The 13,863-nt window shown below is 60.6% G+C and carries 9 protein-coding genes and 2 pseudogenes; 1 reads left to right on the forward strand and 10 read right to left on the reverse strand.

Annotated features, from left to right (window positions below; genetic code table 11):
* Positions 1 to 3: 3 nt before the first annotated feature.
* The 10 genes and pseudogenes from BPHY_RS15495 to BPHY_RS15540 all read right to left on the reverse strand — a co-directional run bounded on the left by BPHY_RS15495 (position 4) and on the right by BPHY_RS15540 (position 12,736).
* Positions 4 to 1,059, reverse strand: coding sequence for a branched-chain amino acid ABC transporter permease (locus BPHY_RS15495; protein WP_012402389.1), 1,056 nt, complete (start codon positions 1,057 to 1,059; stop codon positions 4 to 6).
* A 221-nt stretch (positions 1,060 to 1,280) separates the two neighbouring features.
* A complete protein-coding gene (locus BPHY_RS15500; RefSeq protein ID WP_012402390.1) occupies positions 1,281 to 2,441 on the reverse strand; it encodes an ABC transporter substrate-binding protein in 1,161 nt (386 codons plus the stop codon).
* Between the two features lie 261 nt (positions 2,442 to 2,702).
* Positions 2,703 to 3,870: pseudogene (locus BPHY_RS15505) on the reverse strand (ABC transporter substrate-binding protein).
* Positions 3,871 to 4,369: 499 nt separating this feature from the next.
* Positions 4,370 to 5,341: a branched-chain amino acid ABC transporter permease gene (locus BPHY_RS15510; RefSeq protein WP_012402391.1), complete on the reverse strand. Its 972-nt coding sequence runs from the start codon at positions 5,339 to 5,341 to the stop codon at positions 4,370 to 4,372.
* Positions 5,341 to 6,225: a branched-chain amino acid ABC transporter permease gene (locus BPHY_RS15515; RefSeq protein WP_012402392.1), complete on the reverse strand. Its 885-nt coding sequence runs from the start codon at positions 6,223 to 6,225 to the stop codon at positions 5,341 to 5,343. Before BPHY_RS15515 ends, BPHY_RS15510 begins: the two co-directional genes overlap by 1 nt.
* A 130-nt stretch (positions 6,226 to 6,355) precedes the next feature.
* Entirely contained in the window at positions 6,356 to 7,570 is a 1,215-nt protein-coding gene (locus BPHY_RS15520; RefSeq protein ID WP_012402393.1) for an ABC transporter substrate-binding protein, read from the reverse strand.
* A 60-nt stretch (positions 7,571 to 7,630) separates the two neighbouring features.
* Positions 7,631 to 8,386: an ABC transporter ATP-binding protein gene (locus BPHY_RS15525; RefSeq protein WP_012402394.1), complete on the reverse strand. Its 756-nt coding sequence runs from the start codon at positions 8,384 to 8,386 to the stop codon at positions 7,631 to 7,633.
* A complete protein-coding gene (locus tag BPHY_RS15530) occupies positions 8,383 to 9,162 on the reverse strand; it encodes an ABC transporter ATP-binding protein (protein WP_041764083.1) in 780 nt (259 codons plus the stop codon). Before BPHY_RS15530 ends, BPHY_RS15525 begins: the two co-directional genes overlap by 4 nt.
* Before the next feature lie 244 nt (positions 9,163 to 9,406).
* Positions 9,407 to 11,101 (reverse strand): GMC family oxidoreductase, encoded by a 1,695-nt coding sequence (locus tag BPHY_RS15535; RefSeq protein WP_012402396.1) that lies wholly within the window; start codon positions 11,099 to 11,101, stop codon positions 9,407 to 9,409.
* Between the two features lie 117 nt (positions 11,102 to 11,218).
* Positions 11,219 to 12,736: pseudogene (locus BPHY_RS15540) on the reverse strand (CoA-acylating methylmalonate-semialdehyde dehydrogenase).
* 151 nt (positions 12,737 to 12,887) lie between these two features.
* On the opposite strand from BPHY_RS15540, the gene BPHY_RS15545 reads away from it, so the two are divergent.
* Complete coding sequence (locus tag BPHY_RS15545) at positions 12,888 to 13,787, forward strand: LysR family transcriptional regulator (protein ID WP_012402397.1); 900 nt, start codon at positions 12,888 to 12,890, stop codon at positions 13,785 to 13,787.
* Positions 13,788 to 13,863 lie beyond the last annotated feature (76 nt).

Consider the following 13,863-nt stretch of genomic DNA (forward strand, 5'->3'; position numbering starts at 1 on the left):
GCGTCACTCCTCCTCTTCTTCCGTGTGCGGGCTGGCGAGACTCCGCCAGAGCAGCACCGGGATGATCAGCGTGAACACGATCACTTCCTTGTACGAACTGGCCCAAAACGACGAATATGACTCCAGCAGGCCGACGAGTATCGAACCTGCGGCAGCCAGCGGATAGCTGACCAGCCCGCCGATAATCGCGCCGACAAAGCCCTTGAGACCGATCAGGAAGCCCGAGTCGTAATAGATGGTCGTCAGCGGCGCGACGAGAATCCCGCACAGCACGCCGAGACCGGCCGCGAGCGTGAACGCGAGCCGCCCCGCCTGCGTGGTGCCGATACCGACCAACCGTGCGCCGAGCCGGTTCACGGACGTGGCACGCAGCGCCTTGCCGGAGATCGAGCGGTCGAAATACACGTACAGCACGCCGATCAGCACCACGGCCACGCCGATCACCCACACGCTCTGCCCCGAGATCGACAGGGTGCCGATGTTGAACGTGGAGTCGGTGAAGGCGTTGGTGCGCGAACCTTCCGCGCCGAACATCACGAGCCCCAGGCCGACCATCGCGAAGTGCACAGCCACGGACACGATCAGCAGCAGAAGCGTCGTCGCTTCAGCAACCGGCTCGTACGCGAGGCGATAGACGAACGGTCCCATGGGCACGACGATCAGCAGCGTCAGCGCGATCTGCGCGATCATCGGCAGCGGCTGCATGAATACGCCGCGCGTGACGGCATAAACGGCAACCGGAAACAGCAGGTACTTGCCGACCAGCGTCACCAGCGTGCGCGCCGCATGCCGCCGCCTCTCAGCATGGCGCGCCATCCCGATCATCTCGACCACGAAGCACGCCAGCCCCATCGCCATTAGCAGCCAGCACGTCGCTGGGAATTTTTGCGTCTGCAATGCGGCGAGCGTCAACGCGCCGTAGGAGACAAACTCCCCTTGCGGGATAAAAATGGCGCGCGTCACGGAGAACACCAGCACCAGCGCGAGCGCAAGCAACGCGTAGATTGCGCCGGTCGTAATGCCGTCCTGCGCGAGGATCGCCGCAATTGATAGATCCATACTTCCTCGTCTTGGAACGTCGAAATCGAAACCGAGAAACAGTGAGAGCTGGCTGAACATCCACCAGCCACGAAGCAAAGCCGAAACACATAAAACAACTGCCGCGCCCAAGATACGGCGCGGCAGAGCTTGCCATTGTTATCGATCAGAATTGGTGGCGTGGCCTAAGAGCGTTCTCACACGCTCGTCACTACGCCCTGCGCGAGAGGCGCGTACCTTGTTTAATCGTTTTGGAATTTCCACTTGCCATCGGAGATCTCGACGATCACGCGTGCGCGCTTGTCGAGGCCGTTATGATCGGTGGCCGTGATGTTCATGATGCCGTGCGAGAGTGGCAAGTCTTTGACGTTCTCGAGTGCTTCGCGCAGCGCGACGCGGAACGCTTCCGTACCCGGTTGGCCCTTCTTCAACGCCTCGGGAATCGCGCGTTGAAGCATCTGGCCTGCATCCCATGCATGGCCGCCGAACGTTGCCACAGAACCCGCGCCATAGGCCTTCTCATACGCGTTCTTGTACGCCAGCGAGGATTTCTTCACAGGGTTGGAATCCGGCAGCTGATCGGCGACGAGAATCGGGCCCGCGGGCAGCAATTCGCCTTCGCAGTCCTTGCCGCACACGCGCAGGAAGTCGTTGTTCGCCACACCGTGCGTCTGATAGATCTTGCCTTTATAGCCGCGCTCCTTGAGCGCCTTCGCGGGCAGCGCCGACGGCGTTCCCGAACCGGCGATCAGCACTGCATCCGGATTCGCAGCGACGAGCTTCAGCACCTGCCCCGTCACCGATGCATCGGTGCGGTTATAGCGCTCGTTTGCGACGAGCTTCAGGTGATGCGCACTGGCCGCCTGGCTGAAAACGTTGTACCAGTTCTCGCCATACGCATCCGAGAAGCCAATGAACGCGACCGACTTCACGCCGTGCGTTTCCATGTACCCGGCGATCGCATCGGCCATCAGGCCGTCGTTTTGCGGCGTCTTGAATGCCCACGAACGCTTCGCATCCATCGGCGAAATGATGGCCGCCGACGCGGCGAGAGAAATCATCGGCGTCTTGCCTTCGGAAACCGGATCGAGCATCGCGAGAGAATTCGGCGTCACCGTCGAACCGATAATCGCATCGACGTGATCCTCATCGATCAGCTTGCGCGTGTTCTGCACTGCACGGCTCGTGTCCGATGCATCGTCGAGCACGATGTATTGAACGCTCTTGCCTGCGATCTCTTTCGGCAGTAGCGCAATCGTGTTTTTCTCAGGGATGCCGAGTGATGCGGCGGGCCCCGTCGTCGACAGCGTCACACCGATCTTCACCTGCGCGATCGCTGCACTCGCCCCACACACGAGCGCCATTGCGATCGCTGAGCGGACCCACAGTTTTGTCGTTTTCATTGCTCGTCTCCAAACGCTTTAAATGCGTGTCGTAATCCAGTTCGGGAACCGGGTAACTGAATCTAGTTATCGGGTATAAGCCTGCCAAGCATGGTTTTCCCTGCTCGTTGCAATTGCGTCAAATGAGGCGTCAAACGCAGGCTCTACCGCTTTTAGTGATCTCCCTTCTACCGCCTGATTCAGACATCTCGCGTGCAATAAAAAAAGACGCGTCAGCTGCCCGCGTCTTTTGTCTGGTTCGATTGCGCTAATTCGCCTCGCTTAATCGGAAGCAAGCTTCCATTTGCCATCGACGATTTGCACCATCACGCGCGCCCGCTGATCGAGGCCTGCGTGATCGTTCACGCTCATGTTGAAGATGCCGTGCGAACCCGGCAGATCCCTGGTCCCTTCGAGCGCAGCGCGCAGTGCTTCGCGGAATTGCGGCGTGCCGGGCTGCCCCTTCTTCAATGCAATAGGAATCGCATGTTGCAGCAGCAGACCGGCGTCCCACGCATGGCCGCCGAACGTCGAAATCGAGCCCGTTCCATTCGCACCTTCGTACGCACGCTTGTACGCAAGCGAAGCCTTCTTTACCGGATTCGAATCGGGCAGCTGATCGGCGACGAGCAGCGGACCAGCGGGCAGATACGTTCCCTCGCAATCCTTGCCGCACACACGCAGGAAGTCGTTATTCGCGACGCCGTGCGTCTGATAATACTTGCCCTTGAAGCCCCGCTCGCGCAGGGTCTTTTCCGGCAACGCGGCTGGCGTGCCCGCACCCGCGATCAGTACGGCGTCCGGGTTCTGCGACAGCATCTTGAGCACCTGCCCCGTCACCGATGCATCGTTGCGCGCGAAACGTTCGTTGGCGACAACCTTGATCTTCTTCAGATCGGCGGCCTTGGTGAACTCCTTGAACCAGCTCTCGCCGTATGCATCCGAGAAGCCGATGAAGGCCACCGTCTTCACGCCGTGATTCGACATGTGCTGTGCGATGGCCGTCGCCATCAGGATGTCGTTCTGCGGTGTCTTGAAGACCCCACGAGCGCTTCGCGTCCATCGGCTCGACGATCGAGGCGGCCGCGGCCATCGAGATCATCGGCGTTTGAGTTTCATTCGCGATGTCGATCATGGCGAGCGAGTTCGGCACGACGGTCGAACCGATCAGTGCATCGACGTGATCTTCGCTGGTGAGCTTGCGTGCGTTCTTGACGGCTTGCGTCGAATCCGTCGCGTCGTCGAGCACGATGTAGTCGATTTTCTGGCCCGCGATTTCTTTCGGCAGAAGCGCGCTAGTGTTCTTCTCCGGAATGCCGAGCGAGGCCGCTGGGCCTGTCGCCGACACCGTCATGCCGATTTTCACGTCTGCGAATGCCGCGCCGCCATATGTTGCGCACACGCCCGTCGCGACCAGTGCCACGCTGATCCACCGCAATGCCGACTTCATTCCGCTCCTCTATGCCCCGATGTTCGAATTGATTGGAGTCTTCGAAAGCCGACCCAATGGTCGGCGAATGGCGAGTGTAGCGGACGCATACCACGCGCGGCAAGCGCTTTGAAGGCTTTGAACCTTTGGGGAAAATGAGGAAAATGAGTGTTGCAGCCAGCGCAAGAGCGCAGATTTACAAAGGAGCGCTGGAAGCGGCGGAGACCGTTGAAGAGCTCGCGGCGCGCAGAAAAGTAAAAAGCGCTGCTGGAGCCAGTCCAACAGCGCTTTTGTATGGGCACTTTTGTGCCTCATGTCTCCTCGTTCTCCACCTGCAAAAATCGGTGCATCAGAACTGTGTGAAGATTAAACGGGGGCAGCTTTGCCAGCAACTAGCATTTACCCTAGTGGTGCAGCGCCGCACAAAATTGGGGCGCGTTCCTGTAGTTTCGCTCCGCGTTCGCATCATTTCACAGCAGCAAGCCGTTATTTCGGAGGCCCAATCAGATTCGCGTCTTGCTCACGCTCGCAGCGGTTTAACCCGCTGCACGATCTCGCCGACGATGCCGCGCCGAAATGCCAGCACGCATGCGATGAAGATGAGGCCCGTCACGATTGTCGCGGACTCGCCAAGCGAGCGGAACCATTCGACGCCCGTCATCGACGCGAGCCCGCTGCCGATATCGCCAAGCCGGTCTTCGAGCGCAACGATGAGCGCCGCACCGAGCAGCGGCCCGAACAGCGTGCCCATGCCGCCCACCAGCGTCATCAGCACGACGAGACCTGACATCGTCCAGTACGCATCGCCGAGCGTCTCGAAGCCCAGCACGATCACCTTGAGCGAGCCCGCAAGGCCTGCCAGACCCGCTGACAGAATGAACGCGAGCAGCTTGAAGCGGTTCGTATCATAGCCGAGCGAGATAGCGCGCGGCTCATTCTCCTTGATCGCGATCAGCACCTGCCCGAACGGCGAATGCACGATCCGCACGATCAGCAGAAACGCCAGCACCATCACCGCGAGCACGACGAAGTACAGCGTCAGGTCCGACGAGAGGCTCAGCACGCCGAACAGCTTGCCTCGCGGCACACCTTGAAGCCCGTCCTCGCCGTGCGTGAACGGCGCCTGCAGAAACACGAAGTAGACCATCTGCGCGAGCGCCAGCGTGACCATTGCAAAGTAGATGCCCTGCCTGCGGATTGCGAACAGTCCGACGACGAGGCCGAGCGCCGTCGCCGCCGCCGTCCCTGCCAATACGCCGAGTTCAGGCGACAGCGCGAGCGTCTGGATCGCGTAGCCGGTGACATAGCCAGCCGTCGCAAGAAACATCGCGTGACCGAACGACAGAAGCCCCGTATAACCGATCAACAGATTGAAGGCCCCCGCGAACAGCGCGAAGCACAGCACCTTCATCACGAACACGGGATACGCGCCGGCGAACGGCGCAACGATGAGCGCGATCAGCAGCAGAACGTAGAGCGCTTTTCTCTGCATCATTTTTCCTTGCCGAAGAGACCCGCCGGACGCACGAGCAAAACGAGCGCCATGATTACGAAGACCACGGTCGCCGAGGCTTCCGGATAGAACACGCGCGTGAACCCTTCGATTACGCCGAGTAGCAGCCCCGTGAGAATCGAGCCCATGATCGAGCCCATGCCGCCGATCACGACGACGGCGAACACGGTGATGATCATCGGCTGGCCCATCAGCGGCGACACCTGGATCACGGGCGCCGCAAGCACGCCGGCGAACGCCGCCAGCGCGACGCCGAAGCCATACGTAAGCGTGACCATCATCGGCACGTTCACGCCGAACGCTTCGACGAGCTTCGGGTTCTCCGTGCCCGCGCGCAGGTACGCGCCGAGGCGTGTCTTCTCGATTACGAACCATGTCGCGAAACATACGATCAGCGACGCGACGACGACCCACGCCCGATAGTTCGGCAGGAACATGAAGCCAAGATTGGTTGCGCCCGAAAGCGCCGACGGCACGTCGTACGGCTGCCCCGATGAACCATAGATCGAACGGAACACGCCTTCGACGACGAGCGTGAGACCGAATGTGAGCAGCAGGCCATAGAGGTGATCGAGCTTGTACAGCCAGCGCAGCATCGAACGTTCGATCGCGACGCCGAACAGCCCGACGAGAACGGGCGCAAGCACCAGCATCACCCAGTACGGCAGACTGAAATACGACAGGCCCATCCACGTGAGCATCGCACCCAGCATGAACAACGCGCCGTGAGCGAAGTTGATCACGTTGAGCAGCCCGAAGATCACGGCCAGGCCCAGACTCAGGATCGCGTAGAACGAACCGTTCACGAGACCGAGCAGCAACTGGCTGAGCATCGCCGGTAGCGGTATGCCAAAGATATCCATTGAAGCCGTCGTCAAAGTGAAAGCGGCATGCACGTGTCAGGCCGGCGATGGCCCGACACGTCCAGCACGCAGAACATCGACGCCCGCCGTGTCTATTCCAGACGAACCGGCAAGCGATCCTCGGCGCCGCTTATTTCCACAGCGCGCAGCGCGTTTCCTGCTTGGTCGTAAAAGCCTGTTCGCCAGGAATCGTAGCGGTGATCTTGTAGTAGTCCCACGGCTCTTTCGACTCAGCCGGCGTCTTCACCTGCATCAGGTACATGTCATGGATCATGCTGCCGTCCTGGCGGATGTAGCCCTTCGCGAAGAAGTCGTCGATTTTCTGCTTCTTGAGTTGCGCCATCACCTTGTCGGCATCCGTCGAGCCAACCGTCTGCACGGCCTTCAGGTACGTCATGGTCGCCGAGTAGTCGGCCGCCTGCAGGCTCGACGGCATCTTCCTCATCTTGTCGAAGTAGCGCTGCGACCACTTGCGCGTCGTGGCGTCCTTGTTCCAGTACCAGCTGTCAGTCAGCACGAGGTTTTGCGTCGTCTCGAGGCCAAGACTGTGGATATCGTTGATGAAGACGAGCAGCGCGGCGAGCTTCATCGTCTTTGTCACGCCGAATTCCTTCGCGGCCTTGATCGAGTTGATCGTGTCGCCGCCCGCATTGGCGAGGCCGAGAATCTGCGCCTTCGATGCTTGCGCCTGCAACAGGAACGACGAGAAGTCCGAGGCCGATAGCGGGTGACGCACCTCGCCCAGCACCTGACCGCCGTTCGCCTTGACGACGTCAGCCGTGTTCTTCTCCAGCGCCTTGCCGAACGCGTAGTCAGCCGTCAGGAAGTACCACGTCTTGCCGCCCTGCTTCGTCACGGCCGAGCCCGTGCCTTTAGCGAGCGCCGTCGTGTCATACGCATAGTGGATGGTGTACGGCGTGCATTGCTCGTTGGTGAGCGTATCGGCGCCTGCGCCGATACTGATGTAGACCTTGTGCTTTTCGCCCGCAACCTGGTTCATCGACAGGCCCGTTGCCGAGTTCGTGCCGCCCACCAGCATGTCGACGCCATCGCGGTCGAACCATTCACGCGCGCGCGACGCCGCGATATCCGCCTTGTTCTGGTGGTCCGCATAGACGACCTGGATCGGCTTGCCGTTGACCTTGCCGCCGAAATCGGCGACTGCCATGCGGATCGCTTCGAGACCGCCCTGTCCGTCGATGTCGGCATAGAGACCCGACATGTCCGTGATGAAACCGATCTTCACTGCATCGTCGGCGGCTTGCGCGCTGCCCGCAGTGAGTGCGACGCTTGCAGCGGCCGCAAAGCAAATGGATGCGAACCGCGCGAGTGTCTTCCTTTTCATTACTGTCTCCTTCGTTCTGCGTTGTGGTTGTCAGAGGCAATCAGGTACGCACTCCCCGGCTCATACCCCGAGCAAATCGTGCAGCACCGGCATTTTGCTTTCGAGTTCCTTTGCACCGAAATGCTCCACGATGCGTCCGTGCTCCATCACATAGAAACGATCCGCTAGCGGCGCGGCAAAGCGGAAGTTCTGTTCGACCATCACGATCGTGTAGCCGCGGGCTTTCAGCGTCACGATCATGCGCGCGAGGGCCTGCACGATCACAGGCGCGAGACCTTCCGAGATTTCATCGAGCAACAGCAGGTTCGCACCCGTTCTCAGGATGCGCGCGACGGCCAGCATCTGCTGCTCGCCGCCTGACAGCCGCGTGCCCTGGCTCATGCGCCGTTCCTGGAGATTGGGAAACATCTGGTAAATCTCGTCGATCGACATCATCAACGACTTGTCGCCGACGGGCGGCGGCAGCAGCAGATTCTCTTCGCACGACAGGCTCGAAAAAATACCGCGTTCTTCCGGACAATAGCCGACGCCGCAATGGGCAATTCGATGCGTCGGCATCGATATGGTCTCGCGTCCGCCGACGCGAATCGAGCCCGTGCGGCGCCCCGTCAAGCCCATGATCGCGCGCAGCGTCGTGGTGCGGCCCGCGCCATTGCGACCCAGCAGCGTGACGACTTCGCCTCGGCTCACGGTCAGATCGACGCCATGCAGAATGTGCGACTCGCCGTACCACGCCTGCAATCCGGCGATCTCCAGCGCGGGCTCGCCGCTCACGACACTGACTGATGCGTTTTCCTGTTCGCTCACTGTGCTCATGCATGCGCTCCGGCAAGCGCTGCGTCCGCACTGCCCATATAGGCCTGCATGACGAGCGGGTTCTTCGAGACTTCCGCGTACGTGCCTTCGGCGAGCACTTCGCCGCGTTGCAGGACGGTAATCGTGTCGGAGATGCCGGCAATCACATTCATGTTGTGTTCGACCATCAGGATCGTGCGGCCCGCCGATACTTTTTTGATCAGCGCGGTCACGCGGTCGACGTCTTCATGACCCATGCCCTGCGTCGGCTCATCGAGCAACATGAGTTCGGGTTCCATGCCGAGCGTCGTCGCGATTTCGAGCGCGCGCTTGCGGCCATACGACAGTTCGACTGCAGGCACATCGGCGAAATCGGTCAGGCCGACTTGCGTGAGCAAATCGATTGCGCGGTCATCGAGTTGACGCAGCGTGCGCTCGCTTCGCCAGAAATGAAACGCTGTGCCGAGTTGACGTTGCAGACCGATGCGCACGTTCTGCAATGCCGTCAGATGCGGGAACACAGCGGAGATCTGGAAAGAGCGGATGATGCCGCGACGCGCGATCTGCGCAGGACGCTCGCCCGTGATGTCGACGCCGTTAAAGACGATCTGACCCGCTGTGGGCACGAGAAATTTGGTGAGGAGATTGAAGCAGGTGGTCTTGCCCGCGCCATTGGGGCCGATGAGCGCATGGATCGAACCGCGCTTCACGCGCAGGTTCACGCCATTGACTGCGGTAAAGCCCTTGAACTCACGTGTGAGCCCGCGCGTCTCGAGTATCGTATCGCCGAGAATCATGTTCCCTTCCATGCGAAGTAAGGCGAAGCACTACCGCGTTTTATCCCGCGCAGATTCGGCGCGACTGTTATTGGCTAAGACACCCCCGTGCCAATCGTGGCGTGGTGCACCAATGCGGACGGTAATCCATGCCGCACCACGCAGCATGGCTGCCATTGTCGCGCCAATGATGCAGCGCAATCATTGGGATTTGCACTTAGTGTTTGATGCGACCTTCGCCGCGCAAAACGCCGAATGTTGCGTGTCATGCAACCGACATCGGCAATGCGACGCGTGTCTCGATCGAGAGACTGTGCGCACGCGCCCGACGGTCGACGCGAATCATGTCGCTTGCGCGCTCCGCGATCATCAAGGTCGGCGAGTTCGTGTTGCCTGACGTGATGGTCGGCATCACCGACGCATCCACGACGCGCAGACCTTCGACGCCGACCACACGCAAGCGGCTATCGACGACGGCGCCGGGATCGTCGGCGGTGCCCATGCGGCACGTGCCGACAGGATGGAAGATAGTCGTGCCCACGTTTCCCGCCGCGAGTTGCAACTCTTCTTCGGTCTGAAACTGGATGCCTGGCAGGATTTCTTCGGGCCGATATCGCTGCAATGCAGGCGCGGCTGCAATACGACGCGTAAGTCGCAATGCGTTCGCGGCCACATGACGGTCATAATCCGTCGACAGATAATTCGGCGCGATCAGCGGCGCAACATGCGGATCGCGCGATTCGATATGAACGCTGCCGCGTGACGTGGGGCGCAAATGACACACAGACGCCGTGAACGCGTTGAAGCGATGCAGCGGTTCGCCAAATTTGTCGAGTGAAAGCGGCTGCACGTGATATTCGAGATCGGGACGCGTCAGCGTTCTGTCGTCCGTATCTGACTTCGCGAATGCACCGAGTTGCGATGGCGACATCGACATCGGTCCGCTTTGCATCAGCAGATATTGCAGGCCTATCGCCATCTTGCCCCACCAGTGCGCGGACGCCGTGTTCAGCGTGCGCACGCCGTGCACCTTATACGCCATGCGCAACTGCAAATGGTCCTGCAGATTCTCGCCGACACCGCGCAGATCGTTGACGACTTCAATACCGAGCTTCTGCAAACGTGCGCCATTCCCGACACCCGAGAGTTCGAGCAGTTGCGGCGAATTCACTGCGCCCGAACTCATGATCACTTCGAGACGCGCCTTCGCGATGTACTCGACATGGTCGCCGCGATATTCGACACCCACGCAGCGCTTGCCTTCGAACACGACGCGTTGCGTGTGCGCGCCCGTAATGACCGTGAGATTCGGTCTTTGCATCGCGGGGCGCAAGAACGCCTTCGATGCATTCCAGCGTATACCGCGCTTCTGGTTCACGTCGAAGTAGCCGACGCCTGTGTTATCGCCGCGATTGAAATCGTCGGTGGCAGGAATGCCCGTTTCCGTTGCGGCTTGCGCGAACATCTCGAGGATCTTCCATTTGAGCCGCTGCTTTTCAACGCGCCATTGACCACCCACGCCATGAAATTCATTCGCACCGCCGTGATGATCTTCGCTGCGCCTGAAGACGGGCAGCACGGCATCCCAGGCCCACGACGAATCGTTTGTCACGCGCGCCCATTCGTCATAGTCTTCGCGTTGACCGCGCATGTAGATCATGCCGTTGATCGACGAACAACCGCCCAGCACACGGCCGCGCGGATACGACAACGCGCGTCCGTTGAGTCCCGGTTCTGCCTGCGTTTTATAGAGCCAATCGGTGCGCGGATTGCCGATGCAATAGAGGTAGCCAACTGGCACGTGAATCCAGTGGTAGTCGTCTTTGCCACCCGCCTCGAGCAGCAGCACTGTGACGTCGGAATCTTCGGTCAGGCGATTCGCCAGCACGCAACCTGCCGTGCCCGCGCCTATGATGATGTAGTCGAACTCGCCTTCGACCTTTCTGGTTGTCGTGCTCACCGTTGTCTCCTTCGCATGGGCCTTGTTCTCGTGTTCCTGTGTGGCCCGCTATCGCGGCATTGCTTCAGTCGAACAATGCAATGCCGCAGCCTGAATCACTGCCCTCAGATGTGCTTGCTACTTCGCAACAGGCATCGTGAATTCGGCACCCTTCGCAATACTGTCCGGCCAGCGCTGCATTACGCTCTTGTAGCGCGTGTAAAAGCGCACACCTTCTTCGCCATAAGCATGGTGATCGCCGAACAGCGACTTCTTCCAGCCGCCGAACGAGTGCCATGCCATCGGCACAGGAATAGGCACGTTGATGCCGACCATGCCGATCTGAATCTGCCGCGAGAACGCACGCGCAACGCCGCCATCCGACGTGAACAGCGACACGCCATTCGCGAACTCGTTGTTGTTGATCAGTTCGACGGCGGAAGCGAAATCGGGAACGCGCACGACGCACAGCACGGGACCGAAAATCTCTTCGCGGTAGATCTTCATGTCGGTCTTCACCTCGTCGAACAATGTGCCGCCAAGGAAGAAACCTTTCTCATGCCCGGCCACCTGATGCCCGCGTCCGTCGACGACGAGCTTCGCGCCTGCATCGACGCCCGCTTCGATATAGCCTGACACTTTCTCGCGATGCGCCGCCGTCACGAGCGGACCCATTTCCGCTTCGCCTTCCATGCCGTTCATGATTTTCAGCGACTTCACACGCGGCGTGAGCCGCTCGATCAGTTCGTCGGCGATATGGCCGACTGCCACCGCGACGGAGATCGCCATGCAGCGTTCGCCCGCCGAGCCATAAGCGGCCCCGATCAATGCATCGACGGCCTGGTCGAGATCCGCATCCGGCATCACGACGAGATGATTCTTCGCGCCGCCCAGTGCCTGGACGCGCTTGCCGTATTTCGTGCCTTCCGTGTAGATGTATTCGGCGATCGGCGTCGAGCCGACGAAGGACAACGCGCTCACGTCCGGATGTGCAAGCAGCGCGTCGACCGCCACCTTGTCGCCGTGCACGACGTTGAACACCCCGTCGGGCAAGCCCGCCTCCCTCAATAGCTCGGCAAGACGAATCGATGCCGACGGATCGCGCTCCGACGGCTTCAACACGAACGTGTTGCCACATGCAATGGCAACGGGGAACATCCAGCACGGCACCATCATCGGGAAGTTGAACGGCGTGATGCCCGCCACCACGCCAAGCGGTTGACGCAGGTTCCAGTTGTCGATGCCGCCGCCGATCTGGTCCGTGAAGTCCGTCTTCTACAGATTCGGAATGCCGCATGCGAACTCGACGATTTCGATGCCGCGCATCACTTCGCCCTTCGCATCCGAGAACACCTTGCCGTGCTCGCGCGTAATCAATTCGGCGAGTTCGTCGTGATGACGGTCGAGCAGCTCCTTGAACTTGAACAGCACGCGCGCGCGTTTGATCGGTGCTGTTTCGCTCCATGCAGGAAACGCCGCTTTCGCTGCGGCAACGGCAGCATCGACTTCGGCGACGCTCGCTAACGGCACGCGCGAGGTGACGTCGCCCGTCGCCGGATTGAATACGTCGCCGAAGCGCTGACTCGTGCCGTCAATGGGGCGGCCGTTGATCACGTGTGTCAGCGCACGCACTTTGCCCTGGTCTGTCTCGCTCATGACGTCTCCTGATGGTAAGACTTGTGATGGTCGATGCTGCAGCGCAATGCATCACGCCTACGCATGGTGTTCTTTAGATTTAATCGCGACGCATGCCGCAAATCCAATGAGTAATGCTCAAATACGGTATAAGGCGCGCTAATATCAGCGCATGGATCTCACCCTGCTCCGCGCATTTGCAACGGTCGCACGCGAAGGCAATCTGACGCGCGCCGCTACACAATTGCATCTGACGCAACCGGCGGTCAGTTTGCAGATCAAGAATCTGCAGATTGCCCTCGGCGTGGCGCTTTTCACGCGCACGTCGCACGGGCTCGCGCTGACACGCGACGGTCAGGCGCTGCTGCCTCATGCCGAGCGTGCGCTGGCAGCCGCAAGCGATGTCGAACGCGCGGCGGCCACGCTGCGCCAGGAAGTGCGTGGACGCCTGCGCATCGGCACGATTCTCGATCCCGCCTTTTTGCGGCTCGGCGGCTTCCTGAAACAGCTGGTCGAAACCTGGCCGCATGTCGAAACGCAACTCAGGCACGGCATGTCGGGCTGGGTGCGCGACCAGGTGCGTGCCGGCGAACTGGACGTCGGCTATTACATCGGCCAGCCCGATGACGACGACGCGCGGGACACGCCCATCTTTCATGCCGTCACGCTCACGCACTTTCAGTATCGCGTGCTGGCGCCGCCCGGCTGGAAAGACCGCATGAAGGGCGCGCATGACTGGCGCGCACTCGCTTTGTTTCCCTGGATCTGGACGCCACCCGCGTCCGCGCACAACCGGCTGCTGACGCGCCGTTTCGCCGATGCCGGGGTCAGGCCTATCAAAGTAGCGGAAGTGGATCAGGAACCGTCGATGCTCGATCTCGTCAAATCCGGCATCGGCCTTACGCTCGCGCGAGATTCGATTGCGCTCGCCGAAGCGCACGCGCATGCGCTGACGATCGTCGAAGACGTCACGGTGCCGACAGAACTGACGTTCATCACGCTCGCGGCGCACCGGGACGAGCCAGCGATCGCTGCCGCACTGAAGCTGATCGAGCTGCAATGGTCGACGTGAGCGGCTTCCTGCGTCGCACGCGATATGAGCCCGCCTCATGACACAGCGGTTTCGGCACCTGTTTTTGGTCCCTTTT

It is taken from the genome of Paraburkholderia phymatum STM815, assembly GCF_000020045.1.
In the GTDB taxonomy this organism is placed as follows: domain Bacteria; phylum Pseudomonadota; class Gammaproteobacteria; order Burkholderiales; family Burkholderiaceae; genus Paraburkholderia; species Paraburkholderia phymatum.

What these genes read in the sequence shown, in the direction of transcription:
- BPHY_RS15545 (WP_012402397.1), top strand. Translation starts at nt 12,888, where the DNA reads ATGGATCTCACCCTGCTCCGCGCATTTGCAACGGTCGCACGCGAAGGC.
- BPHY_RS15510 (WP_012402391.1), bottom strand. Translation starts at nt 5,341, where the DNA reads ATGCAGAGAAAAGCGCTCTACGTTCTGCTGCTGATCGCGCTCATCGTT.
- BPHY_RS15525 (WP_012402394.1), bottom strand. Translation starts at nt 8,386, where the DNA reads ATGAGCACAGTGAGCGAACAGGAAAACGCATCAGTCAGTGTCGTGAGC.
- BPHY_RS15520 (WP_012402393.1), bottom strand. Translation starts at nt 7,570, where the DNA reads ATGAAAAGGAAGACACTCGCGCGGTTCGCATCCATTTGCTTTGCGGCC.
- BPHY_RS15495 (WP_012402389.1), bottom strand. Translation starts at nt 1,059, where the DNA reads ATGGATCTATCAATTGCGGCGATCCTCGCGCAGGACGGCATTACGACC.
- BPHY_RS15530 (WP_041764083.1), bottom strand. Translation starts at nt 9,162, where the DNA reads ATGATTCTCGGCGATACGATACTCGAGACGCGCGGGCTCACACGTGAG.
- BPHY_RS15515 (WP_012402392.1), bottom strand. Translation starts at nt 6,225, where the DNA reads ATGGATATCTTTGGCATACCGCTACCGGCGATGCTCAGCCAGTTGCTG.
- BPHY_RS15500 (WP_012402390.1), bottom strand. Translation starts at nt 2,441, where the DNA reads ATGAAAACGACAAAACTGTGGGTCCGCTCAGCGATCGCAATGGCGCTC.